The organism is Nioella sediminis, assembly GCF_001879695.1.
Classification (GTDB): Bacteria; Pseudomonadota; Alphaproteobacteria; order Rhodobacterales; family Rhodobacteraceae; genus Nioella; species Nioella sediminis.
The window spans coordinates 16,996-32,494 of record NZ_MNBL01000164.1 but is presented as its reverse complement, the minus strand read 5'-3'; the positions used below and the strand labels follow the sequence as shown (position 1 = coordinate 32,494).

The 15,499-nt window shown below is 62.0% G+C and carries 18 protein-coding genes and 1 riboswitch; of the genes, 14 read left to right on the top strand and 4 right to left on the bottom strand.

The genetic code is table 11. The features are described from left to right. Nucleotides 1-104: 104 nt before the first annotated feature. The 4 genes from BKY26_RS18285 to BKY26_RS18270 all read left to right on the top strand — a co-directional run bounded on the left by BKY26_RS18285 (nucleotide 105) and on the right by BKY26_RS18270 (nucleotide 2,567). Nucleotides 105-491 carry a hypothetical protein gene (locus BKY26_RS18285; RefSeq protein WP_158514366.1) on the top strand — a complete coding sequence of 129 codons (387 nt, stop codon included), beginning with the start codon at nucleotides 105-107 and terminating at the stop codon, nucleotides 489-491. A 39-nt stretch (nucleotides 492-530) separates the two neighbouring features. Then, nucleotides 531-986 carry a SecDF P1 head subdomain-containing protein gene (locus BKY26_RS18280; protein WP_071691817.1) on the top strand — a complete coding sequence of 152 codons (456 nt, stop codon included), beginning with the start codon at nucleotides 531-533 and terminating at the stop codon, nucleotides 984-986. A gap of 23 nt (nucleotides 987-1,009) precedes the next feature. After that, nucleotides 1,010-1,771 carry a hypothetical protein gene (locus tag BKY26_RS18275; protein WP_131541942.1) on the top strand — a complete coding sequence of 254 codons (762 nt, stop codon included), beginning with the start codon at nucleotides 1,010-1,012 and terminating at the stop codon, nucleotides 1,769-1,771. A gap of 85 nt (nucleotides 1,772-1,856) precedes the next feature. After that, on the top strand, nucleotides 1,857-2,567 hold the full coding sequence (locus BKY26_RS18270) for an NYN domain-containing protein (RefSeq protein ID WP_227435090.1): 711 nt from the start codon (nucleotides 1,857-1,859) through the stop codon (nucleotides 2,565-2,567). On the opposite strand, the gene BKY26_RS18265 is transcribed toward BKY26_RS18270, so the two are convergent. Beyond that, nucleotides 2,568-3,185: a TetR/AcrR family transcriptional regulator gene (locus BKY26_RS18265; RefSeq protein WP_071691814.1), complete on the bottom strand. Its 618-nt coding sequence runs from the start codon at nucleotides 3,183-3,185 to the stop codon at nucleotides 2,568-2,570. 100 nt (nucleotides 3,186-3,285) lie between these two features. Here BKY26_RS18265 and BKY26_RS18260 point away from each other — a divergent pair, with 100 nt between their 5' ends. From BKY26_RS18260 to BKY26_RS18240, 5 genes are all read left to right on the top strand, one after another. Next, the gene (locus tag BKY26_RS18260) at nucleotides 3,286-4,218 is read left to right on the top strand and encodes an AEC family transporter (RefSeq protein WP_071691813.1); all 933 of its coding nucleotides are present in this window, start codon (nucleotides 3,286-3,288) and stop codon (nucleotides 4,216-4,218) included. Nucleotides 4,219-4,280: 62 nt separating this feature from the next. Beyond that, nucleotides 4,281-5,120, top strand: coding sequence for an S-formylglutathione hydrolase (fghA, locus tag BKY26_RS18255; protein ID WP_071691812.1), 840 nt, complete (start codon nucleotides 4,281-4,283; stop codon nucleotides 5,118-5,120). Further along, nucleotides 5,117-5,740, top strand: a complete 624-nt coding sequence (locus BKY26_RS18250) for an HAD family hydrolase (protein ID WP_071691811.1) — start codon at nucleotides 5,117-5,119, stop codon at nucleotides 5,738-5,740. The genes fghA and BKY26_RS18250 overlap by 4 nt, the downstream gene beginning before the upstream one ends. After that, nucleotides 5,737-6,654, top strand: coding sequence for an ornithine cyclodeaminase family protein (locus BKY26_RS18245; RefSeq protein WP_071691810.1), 918 nt, complete (start codon nucleotides 5,737-5,739; stop codon nucleotides 6,652-6,654). The genes BKY26_RS18250 and BKY26_RS18245 overlap by 4 nt, the downstream gene beginning before the upstream one ends. Next, entirely contained in the window at nucleotides 6,639-7,553 is a 915-nt protein-coding gene (locus BKY26_RS18240) for an alpha/beta fold hydrolase (RefSeq protein WP_071691809.1), read from the top strand. The genes BKY26_RS18245 and BKY26_RS18240 overlap by 16 nt, the downstream gene beginning before the upstream one ends. Here the strand turns inward: BKY26_RS18240 and BKY26_RS18235 are convergent. Beyond that, nucleotides 7,550-8,794: an MFS transporter gene (locus BKY26_RS18235; protein WP_071691808.1), complete on the bottom strand. Its 1,245-nt coding sequence runs from the start codon at nucleotides 8,792-8,794 to the stop codon at nucleotides 7,550-7,552. The genes BKY26_RS18240 and BKY26_RS18235 overlap by 4 nt on opposite strands. A gap of 127 nt (nucleotides 8,795-8,921) precedes the next feature. Between BKY26_RS18235 and zapE the strand changes: the two genes are divergently transcribed. Beyond that, nucleotides 8,922-10,007, top strand: a complete 1,086-nt coding sequence (zapE, locus tag BKY26_RS18230) for a cell division protein ZapE (RefSeq protein WP_071691807.1) — start codon at nucleotides 8,922-8,924, stop codon at nucleotides 10,005-10,007. Between the two features lie 36 nt (nucleotides 10,008-10,043). Here zapE and BKY26_RS18225 read toward each other — a convergent pair whose 3' ends face one another. Continuing rightward, a complete protein-coding gene (locus BKY26_RS18225; RefSeq protein WP_071691806.1) occupies nucleotides 10,044-10,724 on the bottom strand; it encodes an IclR family transcriptional regulator in 681 nt (226 codons plus the stop codon). A gap of 153 nt (nucleotides 10,725-10,877) precedes the next feature. On the opposite strand from BKY26_RS18225, the gene BKY26_RS18220 reads away from it, so the two are divergent. From BKY26_RS18220 to BKY26_RS18205, 4 genes are read left to right on the top strand one after another with little or no spacing between them, the layout of a single operon-like run. Next, nucleotides 10,878-11,822 carry a metal ABC transporter solute-binding protein, Zn/Mn family gene (locus BKY26_RS18220; RefSeq protein ID WP_071691805.1) on the top strand — a complete coding sequence of 315 codons (945 nt, stop codon included), beginning with the start codon at nucleotides 10,878-10,880 and terminating at the stop codon, nucleotides 11,820-11,822. 38 nt (nucleotides 11,823-11,860) lie between these two features. Further along, nucleotides 11,861-12,628, top strand: a complete 768-nt coding sequence (locus tag BKY26_RS18215; protein ID WP_227435095.1) for a metal ABC transporter ATP-binding protein — start codon at nucleotides 11,861-11,863, stop codon at nucleotides 12,626-12,628. Nucleotides 12,629-12,631: 3 nt separating this feature from the next. Next, nucleotides 12,632-13,837, top strand: coding sequence for a metal ABC transporter permease (locus BKY26_RS18210; protein ID WP_071691803.1), 1,206 nt, complete (start codon nucleotides 12,632-12,634; stop codon nucleotides 13,835-13,837). Beyond that, on the top strand, nucleotides 13,834-14,751 hold the full coding sequence (locus BKY26_RS18205) for a metal ABC transporter permease (RefSeq protein WP_071691802.1): 918 nt from the start codon (nucleotides 13,834-13,836) through the stop codon (nucleotides 14,749-14,751). Before BKY26_RS18210 ends, BKY26_RS18205 begins: the two co-directional genes overlap by 4 nt. Nucleotides 14,752-14,754: 3 nt before the next feature. Here the strand turns inward: BKY26_RS18205 and BKY26_RS18200 are convergent, their stop codons facing one another. Next, entirely contained in the window at nucleotides 14,755-15,138 is a 384-nt protein-coding gene (locus BKY26_RS18200) for a hypothetical protein (RefSeq protein WP_131541941.1), read from the bottom strand. Between the two features lie 71 nt (nucleotides 15,139-15,209). Then, a riboswitch (cobalamin riboswitch) is annotated at nucleotides 15,210-15,419 on the bottom strand. Between the last annotated feature and the right edge of the window lie 80 nt (nucleotides 15,420-15,499).

Sequence of the window (15,499 nt, the reverse complement as noted above, 5' to 3'; positions counted from 1 at the left end):
GATCCGGTCCGTCGTCGTGTACTAAACGTGCTATAGTAACGTCAGAGCCGGTTCCCTTCGGGGGATCGGCTGGTTTCAGGAAAGGAGTTTTCCAGATGAAGACCATGGCTCTTATTTCCGGGCTTGGCATCCTGTTTGCGGCGGGCATGGCGCAGGCCGAAGGCTGGACGGTGTCCGACCTCGGGTCTGTCGATGAACGGGCCGAATGCATGCGCCTGGCCGAAGCCACGATCGACGCCTACCGCGCGACCTATGGCGGCGATGGTTTCACCGGACGCAGCGAATGGACCATCGGCGGCTATGACCTGCGGGGCGAGGTGGTGGATGCGCTGATCATCTGCCCGATCGAGGCAGGCATCGCGGCGCCGTTCCTCATCGTCTTCAACACCGATTCCGATAATGACGCACGCGAAACCGTGGCCGACCGGCTGAACGAGATCTGGGATCAGCAGGTGGCGGGCACCTACGCACCGCCGACACCGGGCAAATAGGCACGACGCGCCGTCCCGTTCAGACATGGAGGATCTGTCATGGAACCCGAAGGACTGGGGTTTCTGTCCGGCTTTGTCTCGGCCCTGTCCGGCTTGGCAGGAGCGCCCGACGCAGCGCCGCCACCCGACCCCATCGTCCCGCAGCCCGGTGGGGCCGTCATCGAATTGCGGGTCTCTGGTCAGGAGTACACCATCGCGCCGGAGCATATCCTCGGGGTGCTGTCCGGTTTGGATGACACAGTGGGGTGGCCGCAGCTGGAACTGACCTTTGACGACAGCGCCGCGGCGCTTTTTGCAGAAATCACCACGACCCATCAGGGTCAGGAGATGGAGCTTGTTGTCTGCGATCAGGTCCTGATGGCGCCGGTGATCCAGGAGCCCATTCTGGGCGGGCAGATCGTGGTTTCGGGTAATTTCACCCAAGATGAGATGTCTCGCTACGCGAACCAGATTTCAGGCAGCATTCCCTGCGATCCGGTTGCCGAGACAAAGTAAATGAGTTGAAAAGGATTTCGATGATGACCCGGTTATTTCACTGGGGGGTTGTTTCCGCCGCGCTGGCCACCCCCGTTTTTGCACAGTCAGGGCCGGTCATGCAGCTTGGCATTCCCGGCGATACCGTGATGATCTCGCCCTCGGCCTTCACGTCTGTGGAAGCCCGTGGGGACATGTTGGTTCTGCTCGCGCACAGGGGGTTCGCACCGGTCATTGCCGACTACACGGCAAACGCCCCGCATCAGGCCATCAGCGTGTCGATCTGTGATGTGGCGCTTGCGCCCTTCACCGTGCCAGCCCCCGTTTCTAACGGATATATCGAGGTTCCGACCGCCAGCGCTGCATTTGCAGAGGCCGCGGTGTCCGTTTTGCAGGGGCAAATTGGCTGCGATGCTGCTGCCTTGCCGCAGGTCGAACCCGCGGCAGTGTCCCCCGCCGAAAATCCGGCCCCGCCCGCCAATCCGGGGCTGCACCTCGCCGTTTCGGGGGAAGAGCACTATGCTTGGCCCCCCGGCATCGCCCGCACGCGTTTGCTGCGCAGTGAAGGGACGGATGTTCTGACGCTGGAGATCGAACTCGGACCCGGGGCAACGGCCTGGATGGCCGATGCGACGACGCGAAATATCGGGTCGGAAATCCAGATCTCCACCTGCGGGGACATTCTGATCACCGGACCCATCCCTTACCCCTTTACCGAAGGTATCCTAGCCTTCCCGATCGGCGCGGATCAGGTGCGCGCCATGGAGATTGCCGAGAACATTACTTCGGCCATCTCCTGCAACTGATCTGAACCGCGCTCGACATCCACAGCGGGTGGCGTCATTCTGACAGCCCATGGGCCAGACCGGCCCGCACAGGAAGGACCGTGGTGTGACCCAATCGCAAATCCCCCTGCTGGCCGTTCTGGTCGATGCGGACAATACCTCGCCCAAGCATGCCAAGGCGATCTTCGATGAAATCGCCCGGTTCGGAGAGGCGAGTGTGCGCCGCATCTATGGGGATTTCTCGTCTCAGCAGATGGCAGGCTGGAACCGGGTGCAGGCGGAGCATGGATTGGTTCCCTTCCATCAGCCCGCCAATACCGTGGGAAAGAACGCCAGCGATATCGCCCTTGTGATCGACGCGATGGACCTGCTGCATACCGCACGTTTCGATGGCTTCGTTCTTGTCAGTTCCGACAGCGATTTCACCCGACTTGCCAGCCGTATCCGGGAACAGGGGCTGGAGGTCTATGGCATTGGCCAGAAAAAGACCCCAGATGCGTTCCGACAGGCCTGCAAGCGGTTCATCTTCATCGAGAATATCGAGGGCGAGACGATCAAGCCCGCCGATGGCGCCGCCAAGCCTGCCGCCAAGCTGACCGAAGTGCGCGACCTGATCTACCGGGCTATGGATTCGATTGATCAGGACAGCGACTGGTTCAACCTTGGCACGCTAGGCCAGCAGATTCAGGCCGCGAACCCCGATTTCGACACGCGCAGCTATGGAAAGAAGAAGCTGTCCGATATCGTGGCGGATGTAAAAACGCTGGAAACCCGGCGGGCCGAGAACAACCAGCTATTCGTGCGACGCGTGGACTGATCAGGCGCGGCGATAGCGGGCGAGGAAGGTCGCCACCGTTTCCCGTGCAATTCGATCCATCTTATCGGGTGAATCATCGGTATCGACATTGAGGATTCGGCGCAGCAGCATGTCGGCCCGGCAAAGCTGCAGGAACTGGTCGGCGGCCATATAGGGATCGTCGATCTTCAGCTCCCGCGCCACCTTCTCGCTGCCCAGATAGGCGGCGATTTGGTCCAGCGCCTGCTTGGGGCCACTGTCATAGAAGGCGCGGCCAAGTTCCGGGAAGCGGTTCGATTCGGCCACACAGACCCGGAACACCTGGATCGAAAAATCTGACATCAGGAAGTTCAGGAACGAACGCGCGATGGAATAAAGCGCCTCTGGCACCGGGCGCTGCAAAATCTCGATTCCCATGGCCTGTTCCGACTGCATCTGACATTGCGACGTCAGAACCGCCATGAACAGAGCCTGTTTATCAGGGAAATAGCTGTACAGCGTCGCCTTCGATACACCGGCATCGCGGGCGATCTGGTCGACACTGGCACCCTCGAACCCTTCGCGCAGAAACACCTCTCTCGCCCCGGCGATGACCTGATCGAATTTCCGGCCTTTCTTGAGCGGTACGCTGATGTTCATGCTTCCTCCTGCTGACATTGGTACAATAGACTGACCAGTTTAGTTCATCAAGCAAAGCAGGCGCTGGACAGGGTATGAATGTTGCCCTAGCGATGCCCACATGATCGAGATCTTTCTCAAGACCCTGCCCTTCTTCGCGTTGATCGCGCTTGGCTTCCAATCGGGACGCACCGGCTTCTTTACGGCAGAGGCGACGGCCTACCTGACCAAGTTCGTCTTTTACTTCGCCCTCTCGGCCATGCTGTTCCGATTTGCCGCTAACCTGTCGCTGTCAGAGGTCTTCGACTGGTGGTTCGTCGCGGCCTACCTCTGGGGCTGCGGGGTGGTCTACCTGCTGGCTACGGCGGTCGCCTTTTTTCGAGGGGTCGGGATACAGGAAGCGGCGGTTGAGGCACAGTGTTCGGTCATCGGCAATACGGGCTTTCTGGGCGTGCCGATGCTGGTGGTGCTTCTGGGCGAAAACGCAGCTGGCCCGGTCCTGATGGTCCTTGCCATGGATCTCATCGTCTTTTCCAGCCTGATCACCATCCTGATCACAGGGTCACGCGACGGGCGCATGTCCGTAGCCATTCTCGGTACGGTCGGCAAGGGGTTGTTGAAAAACCCGATGATTGTCTCGATCGCGCTTGGCCTGATCTGGTCGGGCCTGTCGCTGCCCATTCCCGAAGTTGCCAATGAATTCCTCGGTATCCTCGGGGCCGCCGCAACCCCCGGCGCGCTGTTCGCCATCGGGGCCTCGCTGGCAGGCAAATCGGCGGAACGGATGTCGGTCGCCGGGTGGCTCAGCTTCTGCAAGCTGGTGTTGCACCCCGGTGCGGTCGCCATTGCGGCGCTGTGGCTTTTCCCGGTCGCGGCTTCTGACGCGGCGGTGATGATTTCGGCGGCGGCTTTGCCCGTTGCGGGCAATGTCTACATCCTTGCGCAGCACTATGGCGTCGCGCCACAGCGGGTGTCGGCGGCGATCCTCGTGTCTACCGCGATTTCCATCGTCACGGTCTCTCTCGTCATCGCCTGGGTCACGCCGCTGCTCTAGCCGCTTGCTGCATCGCCCCTCCCGCGTTACGCCTTGGCGAAAGCTTTTGCGGAGGACGACCCATGGAAACGATTTCAGAAAACCGGTGTTTCGGCGGCACCCAGGGCGTTTATCGCCACGCCTCCAGCGCGACCGGCACCGACATGACCTTTGGCCTGTTCCTGCCCGCAGAGGCAGAGGACGGCCCGGTTCCGGTGTTGTGGTATCTGTCGGGTCTGACCTGCACCCATGAAAACGCGATGGTGAAGGCGGGCGCACAGCTTTGGGCCGCCGAGCAGGGCATCGCTCTGATCTTTCCTGATACGTCCCCGCGCGGCGAAGGCGTGCCAAACGATGACGCCTATGATCTGGGGCAGGGCGCCGGGTTCTACGTGAACGCCACGCAAGACCCATGGGCCGAGCATTTCCAGATGTGGGATTACATAACCGAGGATTTGCCAAACCTCGTCTTCGACCGCTTCGCGCTGGATGCCAGTCGACAGGGCATCACCGGCCATTCCATGGGCGGTCACGGCGCGCTGACCATCGCCATGAGTTTCCCCGACCGCTTTGCCAGCGTGTCGGCCTTCTCACCCATCTGCAACCCGATGGAAAGCGATTGGGGCCGCAAGCAGCTTGGCGCTTATCTGGGCGACAACACCGCCCTGTGGGAGGCGCATGACGCGACCATGCTGATGCGCGCCAAGGGCTTCCCCGGCCCGGTCCTGATCGACACGGGCACCGCCGACCAGTTTGGCGATCTGCTGAAGACCGAAGCCTTGGCCGAGGCCATGACCGCCCGCCGCCAGCCCGGCACGATCCGCATGCAGCCGGGCTATGACCATTCCTATTTCTTTGTCTCGACCTTCATCGAAGATCACATCAGCTTCCACGCCGAAGCGCTCTACGGCGTCAGTGCATGAGCGTCGAGGCGGTCGTTTTCGATATCGGGAACGTCCTGATCGAATGGGCGCCGGAACGGCTCTATGATAGGCTTTTCGGTGAATACCGGCGGCGAGAGCTTTTCGCCGCCGTCGATCTGGAGGCTATGAATCTCGGTATCGACAAGGGCAATCCATTCCGGCAATCCGTCTATGCGTTGGCGGATGAAAATCCCTTGTACAGAGACGAAATCAGGCTCTGGCATGACCGTTGGCTGGACATGGCCAGCCCCGCCATCCCCCATAGTGTGCACCTGCTTCGCAAGCTGCGCGCCAAAGGCATTCCCGTCTTTGCCCTGTCCAATTTTGGTCGGGAAACATTCGATGTCGCCTGTGCAGAGTATGAATTCCTGACCGAGTTCGACCGGGCCTATATCTCGGCTCACCATGGGCTGATCAAGCCGGACCCTGCGTTTTATGCCGTGTTAGAGACTGATTCCGGTCTTTCCGGCGCGTCGCTTCTGTTTACCGACGACCGTTCAGAGAATATCGACGCCGCCCAAGCACGCGGCTGGCACACGCATCTGTTCGAAGGGCCGGAAGGATGGGCTAGGACGCTCATCGCTCATGGCCTGCTGACCGAGAAGGAGACTCGCCCATGAGCATCGACATCATCGGACCCGAGGCAGAGGCGCATCTGACATGGCACGGCCTGATGGATGCCCTGCGTGCCGGGCATAAACTGCCTAAGGCCGAGATCGGCGATACGCTGCTTTATCGCGATGAGGATACACTCCTGTCCCGCGCCGCCTGGATCGACGGGGTTGGATCGGCCGTAAAAACCGCTAACATCTTCCCCGGCAATCCCGGCAACGGCAAACCGCTGATCCTTGGTGCGGTGAATGTCTATTCCGATGAGGATGGCGGGCTGCTGGCGCTGGTGGATTTTGAGCTGGTCACCAAGTGGAAGACGGCAGGCGGCAGCCTGCTTGGCGCGGCACAGCTGGCGCGAAAGGACAGCGAAACGATCCTGATCGTCGGCGCGGGCGCTGTTGGCCATTCCTTGCGCGAAGCCTATGGCGCGCTGTTCCCCGATGCCCGCTTCCAGATCTGGAACCGCACCCTCGCCAAGGCCGAGGCCTTCGCCGCCGAATACCCGGGAACAGAGGTCGCCCCCGATCTGGAAACCGCCGTACGCAGGGCCGATATCGTGACTTCCGCCACCATGGTGACGGACCCCATCCTTGACGGCGACTGGTTCCAGCCCGGCCAGCATATCGACATCATCGGGGCCTATCGCCCGGATATGCGCGAGGTGAACGACGCGGCGATCCTGCGCAGTGCGATCCATGTGGACAGTCGCGACACCACGATCGGTCATATCGGCGAGATACAGGACCCGATTGACCGGGGGCTGATCACCGAGGAGAATATCCTCTCGGACTTCTACGATCTGGAGGCTGGCAAAATGACCCGTCGCAGCGACGACGAGATCACGCTCTTTAAGAACGGTGGCGGCGCGCATCTGGACCTGATGACAAGCCGCTACATCCTCGACGCATGGCAATCCCGCTGATTGCAGGCGCTGCGGCGCTGGCCCTTGGTGGCAGCTATCTGGGCGCGCGGCTGAACCGGCGGCGGGTCGAGGATCTGCGCGGCCAGATGCCCGGACGGTTGGTGCCGCTGTCTCAGGGTCTCACACACGCCGAATGGCACGGGCCAGAGGGTGGCCCGGTTCTGGTCTGTGTGCATGGCCTGTCGACCCCGTCTTTCGTTTGGGGTCCGCTGCTGCCGCACCTGACCGGCCTGGGCTATCGCGTTCTGACCTATGATCTCTATGGGCGCGGTTACTCTGATCGTCTCACCGGGCGGCAGAATGCGGATTTCTTCCTGCGACAGCTACAGGACCTGCTGGATGCGGAAGGGGTGAGCGACCCGTTCACCCTGATGGGATATTCCATGGGTGGCTCGATATCCGCGGCATTCACAGCGGCCAGTTCTGAGAGGGTCTCTCGCCTGATCCTGCTCGCTCCGGCGGGTCTGGGCCTCGCCCTTGGGCGCTTTTCCGACATCGTCGCCAAAAGCCCGCTTGTCGGGGACTGGATGATGGAGGTTCTGGGCGCCCGTAAGCTGCGCGGGGGTTATGGCGAGGGCGACGGGTCAGACCCGGTGGCCGACGCAATCACCAACCGCGCGCTGGACGAGCTGGCGGTCGAGGGCACCCTGCGTGCGATCCTGTCCGCACAGCGCGGTATCCTGTCGGATGATCAATCCGGCCTGCATCGAGACATCGCACAGTCCGAGCTGCCCGTGACTGCGATCTGGGGTGCGGAGGATACCGTCATTCCGATCACCTGCCGGGACCGGTTGGAGACGCTCAACCCCTCTGCCCGGCAGACTACCCTGATTGAAGCCGATCATCGGCTGACCTACACCCATGCGGAACAGGTGGCCGAGGCCATCGGCCCCGCCTAAGCCACCGCCGCGCGGTCGTTCAAGGGCTTCTCGTTGATCGGCAGGTGAACCACCGCCGACAGCGCGCCAACCCCCACGCCGATCCACCAAACCGCGCTGTAATCGCCGTAAAGGTCATACATCCAGCCGCCCAGGACCACGCCCAGGAACCCGCCCAACTGGTGACTGAAGAAGACGATGCCATAAAGCGTGCCCATGTAGCGTAGACCGTAGAGATAGGCGATCAGCCCGCTGGTCAGCGGCACGGTGGCAAGCCACAGCGACCCCATGACGACGGAGAATACGACGACAGTCAGCGGCGTGATCGGGAACAGGATGAACATCGCCGCCGCGATGGTGCGGCCTGTGTAGATCAGCGCCAGCAGGTATTTCTTGGGGAATTTCGTGCCGAGCCAACCCGCCATAATAGTGCCCACCACGTTCGCCAGCCCAATCAGCGAAATCGCGACTGCCCCAAGGGTCGAGGTCGAGGTGATCCCGATATTGTGCAGCATCGAGCCGGGCACGATCGGCCCGCACATCTCGGTTACCAATGCCGGGAAATGGGCGGTGATGAAGGCCAGTTGATACCCGCAGGAAAAGAAGCCAACGAAGATCAGCGTGAAGGACGGGTCCTTGAACGCCTTCTTCAGGATCTGGCCCATGCTTTCCTCGATCTCAGCCTTGCTGGCCATGGGCGGGGCCTTGAGCAAGGGCAGCACAAGCACGGTCAGAAGGATGATCCCGGCGAAGATCAGGAACACCGCCTGCCAGGTCATCAGCCCGAGCAGAAATTCCGCGAAGGGCGCCCCCACAATCTGCCCGGCGGACCCCGCAGCAGTCACGATTCCAAGGGAAATCGACCTGTTTTCATCTGAAGTGGCCCGACCCACAATGGCCAGGATGACGCCGAAACCGGTGCCCGCGATGCCGAACCCCACCAAAATCTCCAGCAGTTGGTGCTGAATGGGCAGGGTCGCGCCTGCCGACAGGACCAGCCCGATGGCGTACATCAGGGCCCCCAGGATCAGCGCCTTGCGATCCCCGAACCGTTCCGCGATGGCCCCGAAGATCGGCTGCCCGATACCCCAGGCCAGGTTCTGAATCGCGATGGCCAGGCTGAACTCTGCCCTCGGCCAGCCGAATTCTTCGGCAATGGGGATCTGGAACACGCCGAAACTGGCCCTGACGGCAAAGGACAGCAGGATGATCAGGCATCCGCCGATCAGAACGGGCGTGACGAGGGGGGATTTCTGGGGCATGGCAAGGGTCCAAAGTCGCGTCCGGTGACAGTGGGTCAGCACTCCTGCCCTGTCAAATCAGATTTCTTGATCCGTTACGTCAGTTTTCCTGTAGATCACCGGCGCGGCTTCGCGCTACCAACCTGATATGTCTCAGCATCTTCAAGCCATCTACGACACCCGAGTATCCGAAGGGCTACTGCGCCCAGACCCGGCACAGCGGGAGGTTCTCCTGCTTCTGGAAGACCTGCGCGACAAGCTGGAGGAGCGGCCCGCCAAGCCTACAGGGTTCCTGGGCAGGTTCTTCAAACCAGCGGTGCCGGACGGAACACGCGGGCTTTACCTTTGGGGCGGGGTCGGGCGCGGGAAGTCGATGCTGATGGACCTGTTCCATGCCCATGCCGGGGTGGCCCGCAAACGGCGCGTGCATTTCCACGCCTTCATGCAAGAGATTCAGTCCGGTCTGCATGAGGCGCGCAAATCCGGGGCTGAGGATGCGCTGAAACCGGTGGCAGAGGCGGTGATCCGCGACGTGGACCTGCTGTGCTTCGACGAAATGCAGATCACAGATATTGCCGATGCAATGATCGTCGGGCGGCTGTTCCAGATGCTGTTCGATGCCGGGGTCGTCGTGGTGACCACCTCGAACCGTCCGCCTGAGGATCTCTACAAGGACGGTTTGAACCGGCAGTTGTTCCTGCCTTTCATCGACATTCTGAACGACAAGCTGGAGGTGCACGAGATCACCAGCCTGACCGACTACCGCCAGCACCGCCTGGCAGGGGAAAAGACCTATTTCGCCCCTGCCAACGCGGAGTCCCGCCGGGCGATCGACGAAATCTGGCGCGACCTGACGGGCGGCAAAAGCGAAGAACTGGTGCTGGAGGTCAAGGGCCGCGAGGTACATTTGCCCCGCTACTGGGCTGGTATGGCGCGGGCGGAGTTCTGGGACCTTTGCGGGCAGGCGCTTGGCCCGGCCGATTATCTGGCGCTGGCCGGGGCGGTGAAACTGCTGGTGCTGGAAAACGTACCGCGTCTCGATAGCTCGAAGTTTAATGAAGCCAAGCGCTTCGTTACGCTTGTTGATGCTCTCTATGAAGCGCGCACGCGGGTGATCATTTCGGCAGAAGAGGAGCCGGAAAGGCTCTATCTCGAAGGATCCGGCAGTTTCGAATTCGAGCGTACTGCTTCGCGGTTGCGAGAGATGCAAAGCGCTGATTGGGCCTCTGAGTAGTGTCGATCTCCCTTTGTTAGAGACGTTTTTCACGAACTACGGCGCTGTCTGGTCCCGCAACGCCCTGGCATGAGCCTCGACAAGCGCTAACGCGGCGTCCCGGCGAGAGGCATCAAACCGGGCACTTAATCCTGAAACCGCAAGCGCCCCCAGTAACTGTCCGTCGGTAGACAGAACCGGCGTTGCGACCGAGGAGATATTCGGGTTTCGCCCGCCGGCCAGGTTGGCAGAGCCTGCATCGGTAAATGCAATCGTGTCGGGCACCGGTTCGCCCGCAGACCGACGCAGCACCATGGCGACCGCACCGCGATCCATCGGCAGGCGCATCCCCTCCTCCAGGTGATAGCGGATCAGGTTGGGGGAATTTTCGCGGTATAGGCATACCCGATCCTCACCCGCACGCACGTAGAACGATGCGGTTTCCCCGGTCTTCTCTACCAGATCGCGCAGAACGGGCCGGATCGTGGCACCGTTCTGGTAGTCCTGCCGGAACAGAAGCCCAAGGCGCCAGACCGACGCGCCGATACCATAGCGCCCGTCTGCGTCACGGGTGAGGAACCCATAGAGCTGCATGGAATTGGCCTGCCGCAGCACCGTGCTTTTGTGCAGCCCGGTCTCTTCGGCCAGTTCCGCCAGGCTCATTCGACGCCGCTGGCTGGAAAAGGCTGACAGGATCGACATGGCCTTCTCCACCGATTCGATGCGCGTGTTGGTCATGTCGCCCCCCGATGGTTCGATGGCCTAGGCTTGCCGCGCATCACTAGGCTGTCCAGTCGAAACGTGCCGGAAAGATGCAAATGACTCGCAACTGCATTGACTTCTTGCAAATCATTCTCATTATTATTCTGACATCATCAAAGAGGTGCAGCAATGCTGACCCGCCTGACAACGGCATTCTCAATCTTCCTGACCTCCGCCACGATGGCAGCGGCGCAACTGACCGTTGTCGCCACGACAGGCATGATCGCCGATACAACCCGCCAGATCGGTGGGGATCATGTGGAGGTGCAGGCGTTGATGGGGCCGGGCGTTGACCCGCATGCCTATCGCCAGACCCGTAGTGATATCGTCGCCATGACCCGCGCCGATCTGGTGCTGTGGCACGGGCTCTATCTCGAAGCGCAGATGGAAGAATTTTTCGAGGATCTGTCCCGCCGCCGCACCGTTATCGCCGTGGCCGAGGGATTGCCGCGCGACCTGCTGCTGGCGCATGAGGACTATGACAACCGCTTTGACCCGCATGTGTGGATGGTGCCAGACCTTTGGCGGAACGTGGCGCAAACCATCCGTGATGCCCTGATCGCTACCGATCCCGGAAATGCTGACACCTACTCCATCAATACAGAGACGTTTTTGGCCGAGTTAGAGACTGTTTCGACCTATTCCACCGATGCTCTGGCGACCGTGCCGCAGGATCAGCGCGTGTTGTTGACCGCCCATGATGCCTTCAACTATTTCGGCAATGCCTACGGGTTCGAGGTTCTGGGGATTCAGGGCATTTCCACCGAAAGCGAGGCAGGACTCGCCCGGATCGCAGACCTTGTGGATCTGCTGGTGACCCGCAATATCCGTGCTGTCTTCGTCGAAAGCTCCGTCTCTGACCGGAATATCCGGGCGTTGATCGAAGGCGCGGCGTCCCATGGGCACGAAGTGCAAATCGGGGGAGAGCTCTTTTCCGATGCCATGGGGGAACCGGGCAGCTACGAAGGCACCTATATCGGCATGATCGACCACAACGTCACCACAATCACCCGGTCGCTCGGCGGCTCCGCCCCGGAACGCGGGATGACCGGTCAGCTTTCCGCGGGCATGTGATGACACGGATTGCACTGGCCAGCACGAACGGACAGACCATGACGGGTGAATGCCCCGAAACAGCCCCGATGTCGATCCGGGGCATGACCGTGTCCTATGGGCAGAAGCCGGTGGTCTTTTCCGTTGATGCCACCTTCCCCGAAGGCTCCATGACCGCGATCATCGGGCCGAACGGGGCCGGAAAATCGACCCTGTTAAAGGCCTCTTTGGGCATTTTGCGCCCTCTGTCCGGTATCGTCACCGTCTTTGGCCGCCCCCTGAACAGCCAGCGCCACCGCATCGCCTATGTCCCGCAGCGTGCAAGCGTCGACTGGGATTTCCCGACAACGGTTCTGGACGTGGTTCTGATGGGCCTGTCGCGCGAACTTGGCTTGCTGCGCCTTGTGCGGCCCCGCCACCGCGCCCGTGCGCTGGACTGTCTGACCCGTGTGGGCATGGCAGAATTTGCGGATCGGCAGATCGGACAGCTGTCCGGCGGACAGCAACAGCGCGTGTTTCTCGCCCGCGCGCTGGCCCAGGGGGCGGACCTCTACCTGCTGGACGAGCCCTTTGCGGGCGTTGATGCCGCGACCGAGAAGGCGATCATTGCCGTGCTCAAGACGCTCAGGGCCGAGGGAAAGACGGTCGTCTCGGTCCATCACGACCTTTCGACCGTAGGCGACTATTTCGACCGTGTCCTGATTCTGAACACCAGCAAGATCGCTGAAGGCCCCGTTGCGGATGCTTTCACCGAGGCAAATCTGCAAGCCGCCTATGGCGGTCGGTTGGCAACCGCGCAGGTCGCGGGCATCCCGGCCGCGGGGTAAGCTATGCTGTGGCAGGCGCTGACCCTTCAGCTTGGCTATAACGCCACGCTTGTCGCCATTGGCGCAATCCTGTTGGGGTTTGCCGCCGGTGTGACGGGAACCTTCCTGTTTCTGCGCCGCCGAGCCCTTGTGTCCGACGCCATCAGCCACGCGACGCTACCCGGTGTAGGGCTCGCCTTTATCGTGATGGTGGCGCTTGGTGGCGACGGGCGAAACCTGGCGGGGCTGCTGGCCGGGTCGGCGGTGACAGCCGCCCTTGGCCTTTTGGCCGTGCAATGGCTGACGCGCCGCACCAGGCTGGCCGAGGACAGCGCCATTGGCGCAGTGCTGTCGGTGTTCTTCGGGTTTGGCGTGGTGCTTCTGACGGTCATCCAGACGATGGAATCCGGGCGTCAGGCGGGGTTGGACAGCTTGCTGCTTGGTTCCACCGCTGGAATGCTCCGCTCTGACGCGCTGCTGATCGCGGTCGGAGGGGCGCTGACCCTGATCCTGACGCTGATCCTGCGGCGACCGATGATCATGGTGGCCTTCGACGAGGACTATGCCGCCGCGCTGGGGCTGAACATTCGGCAGGTGGATCTGGCGACAATGGGTCTGGTCATGGCGGTCACTGTCGTGGGGCTGAAAGTGGTGGGGCTGATCCTGATCGTTGCCCTTCTGATCATCCCGCCGGTGACGGCCCGGTTCTGGACGGACAGGACCGAGCGCGTCTGGCTGTTGTCGGGCGTTATCGGCGGGCTGTCGGGCTTTGTTGGTGCGGCAATATCCGCCTCTGCCCCGGCACTACCAACCGGCCCGATCATCGTGTTGACCGGGTTTTCCGTCTTTGCCGCCTCCCTGTTCCTTGCGCCCAACCGGGGCGTTCTGGCCGCCGTCATTCGCCACGTCGCGTTTCAGAGGCGCGTTCACGTTCGGCAGGGGCTGCTGGCATTGGCGCATGGTCAGCCGATCTATGAACGCTACACTGTTCGTCTTCTGCATCGCGCGGGCCTGTCGCGTCCCGATGGCGTGGCGACCGAGGCCGGTCGCGCCCGCGCCGCCAAGGCCCTGCTGGACGAAAAACGGTGGGAGATCCTGCGCGCCATGCCCGATCACGAGGCCGCAGCGGCGCTCTATGACGGGATGCGCCCGATTGAAACCGTGGTGACACGAGACCAACTGGCCGAAATAGACACGCATCTGGCCGCGCCGCAGGAGGTCCCGGCATGAGCGGCGCAGAGTTCGTTCCCCTGAGCCTGACACCCATCCTGATCGGTGTGTTCGCGGCGATTGCCTGCGCGCTGCCGGGCAATTTCCTGGTGCTGCGGCGGCAGGCCCTGATTGGAGATGCGATTTCCCACGTGGTCTTGCCCGGCATCGTCGTGGCCTTCCTGATCACCGGAACGGTGACGGCCTGGCCGATGATGATCGGCGCTGCCGCCGCCGCCCTGCTTGCCGTGCTGCTGATCGAAGCCATTCGACGGCTCGGAGGGATCGAACCGGGGGCCGCCATGGGCGTGGTGTTCACGACGATGTTCGCGGGCGGTGTTCTGCTGTTGGAAAGGTCGGACACCTCCACCGTTCACCTCGATGTGGAACATGCGCTGATGGGCAATCTGGAAAGCCTGATCTGGCTGGATGCGTTCGGGTGGGGTTCGTTGCTTGATCCAGAGGCGCTGGCCGGGTTGCCGCCCGAGCTTCTTCGCATGGGGTTGTCCATGATTGGCGTGGTTGCGTTTATCTGGCTGTTCTGGAGACCCCTGAAAATTTCCACGTTTGATGAGGGCTTTGCGCAGGTCATGGGGATGCGGACCAACCTGATCGGCTTGTCGCTTGTGGCGGTGTCCGCACTGGCTGCCGTGGCGGCGTTCGATGCGGTTGGGTCGATCATCGTGATCGCGATGTTCATCTGCCCGCCTGCCGCGGCGCGGTTGATGACCGACCGGCTTGGGGCGCAGGTGGGGTGGAGCGTGGTCTTCGCCACGCTGTCCGCCGTGCTTGGCTATGTGCTGGCAGGCTACGGGCCGCTTTGGCTGGGCGCAGAGGATTCGGTCAGCGCCGCAGGGATGATTGCGACCATGTCAGGCATCGTCCTTGGGCTTGCGGCCCTGTTCGGCCCCGCGCGGGGTGGCGCGCAGGGCTGAGGGTCAGACCCGGGCCGTCGCAGCGGGCTGCCGAGCAATGCGAGAGCCTACGACCATGGCGCGAGGAACTGGTCCGCGAACGATAGGACCATCGCCCAGAAACGCATCGGAGAACCGGATCAGCGCCTCGGGATCGGTGTCTTGCGACACTCCGCAGAAGACACGAAATCCGCTGTTATAGAGACTATACACAACACCACAGTCCCGTCCGCAGTCGCCACTGAGCTGCCCATGTCCGGTCATCTCGAAATCCTCCTGGATCGTGCCCTCGCCAGCTCGCAGGGCCGCCCCAAGCTGACGGGCGAGCCTGAGGCCGGCGGCACAGGGCTGGCCGGTTTTCGGGCAGGTGGTGCAGCTATAGGAATAGCCGTCTTCGGTCATGATCATCGCGCCCTCCGCGCTTGGGATCAGACGGGTCGGGAGGGCTGTGAAAACCCCCTCGAAGGACACCCCGCCTTCAGGTTTCAATACGGATGGCAGGTCTCCTGACTCGCGGGTCGATGCTGTCCCCGGCCTTCCCGGTTCGTCCCTGAACCAGTGGCGCGATTGGGGGCGCTCTCCGCTTACAGTTGCGGGGGCAGTTGCGGCCTTGGGGAAACCCCGCACCGCATTCCCTTTTCATCCCCTCGGAGGCGTCGCCTTGGGGAACCATCGGGGTCACATTGCGCAGGATGGAAGCTGTGGTCAATGGGGGGAAATCAGGGGGGTGCCCCCCGTACACCGGGCGTACACCCCCTGTGCACCCCCC

What these genes read in the sequence shown, in the direction of transcription:
- BKY26_RS18285 (WP_158514366.1), top strand. Translation starts at nt 105, where the DNA reads ATGGCTCTTATTTCCGGGCTTGGCATCCTGTTTGCGGCGGGCATGGCG.
- BKY26_RS18280 (WP_071691817.1), top strand. Translation starts at nt 531, where the DNA reads ATGGAACCCGAAGGACTGGGGTTTCTGTCCGGCTTTGTCTCGGCCCTG.
- BKY26_RS18275 (WP_131541942.1), top strand. Translation starts at nt 1,010, where the DNA reads ATGACCCGGTTATTTCACTGGGGGGTTGTTTCCGCCGCGCTGGCCACC.
- BKY26_RS18265 (WP_071691814.1), bottom strand. Translation starts at nt 3,185, where the DNA reads ATGAACATCAGCGTACCGCTCAAGAAAGGCCGGAAATTCGATCAGGTC.
- BKY26_RS18260 (WP_071691813.1), top strand. Translation starts at nt 3,286, where the DNA reads ATGATCGAGATCTTTCTCAAGACCCTGCCCTTCTTCGCGTTGATCGCG.
- fghA (WP_071691812.1), top strand. Translation starts at nt 4,281, where the DNA reads ATGGAAACGATTTCAGAAAACCGGTGTTTCGGCGGCACCCAGGGCGTT.
- BKY26_RS18250 (WP_071691811.1), top strand. Translation starts at nt 5,117, where the DNA reads ATGAGCGTCGAGGCGGTCGTTTTCGATATCGGGAACGTCCTGATCGAA.
- BKY26_RS18245 (WP_071691810.1), top strand. Translation starts at nt 5,737, where the DNA reads ATGAGCATCGACATCATCGGACCCGAGGCAGAGGCGCATCTGACATGG.
- BKY26_RS18240 (WP_071691809.1), top strand. Translation starts at nt 6,639, where the DNA reads ATGGCAATCCCGCTGATTGCAGGCGCTGCGGCGCTGGCCCTTGGTGGC.
- BKY26_RS18235 (WP_071691808.1), bottom strand. Translation starts at nt 8,794, where the DNA reads ATGCCCCAGAAATCCCCCCTCGTCACGCCCGTTCTGATCGGCGGATGC.
- zapE (WP_071691807.1), top strand. Translation starts at nt 8,922, where the DNA reads ATGTCTCAGCATCTTCAAGCCATCTACGACACCCGAGTATCCGAAGGG.
- BKY26_RS18225 (WP_071691806.1), bottom strand. Translation starts at nt 10,724, where the DNA reads ATGACCAACACGCGCATCGAATCGGTGGAGAAGGCCATGTCGATCCTG.
- BKY26_RS18220 (WP_071691805.1), top strand. Translation starts at nt 10,878, where the DNA reads ATGCTGACCCGCCTGACAACGGCATTCTCAATCTTCCTGACCTCCGCC.
- BKY26_RS18215 (WP_227435095.1), top strand. Translation starts at nt 11,861, where the DNA reads ATGACGGGTGAATGCCCCGAAACAGCCCCGATGTCGATCCGGGGCATG.
- BKY26_RS18210 (WP_071691803.1), top strand. Translation starts at nt 12,632, where the DNA reads ATGCTGTGGCAGGCGCTGACCCTTCAGCTTGGCTATAACGCCACGCTT.
- BKY26_RS18205 (WP_071691802.1), top strand. Translation starts at nt 13,834, where the DNA reads ATGAGCGGCGCAGAGTTCGTTCCCCTGAGCCTGACACCCATCCTGATC.
- BKY26_RS18200 (WP_131541941.1), bottom strand. Translation starts at nt 15,138, where the DNA reads ATGATCATGACCGAAGACGGCTATTCCTATAGCTGCACCACCTGCCCG.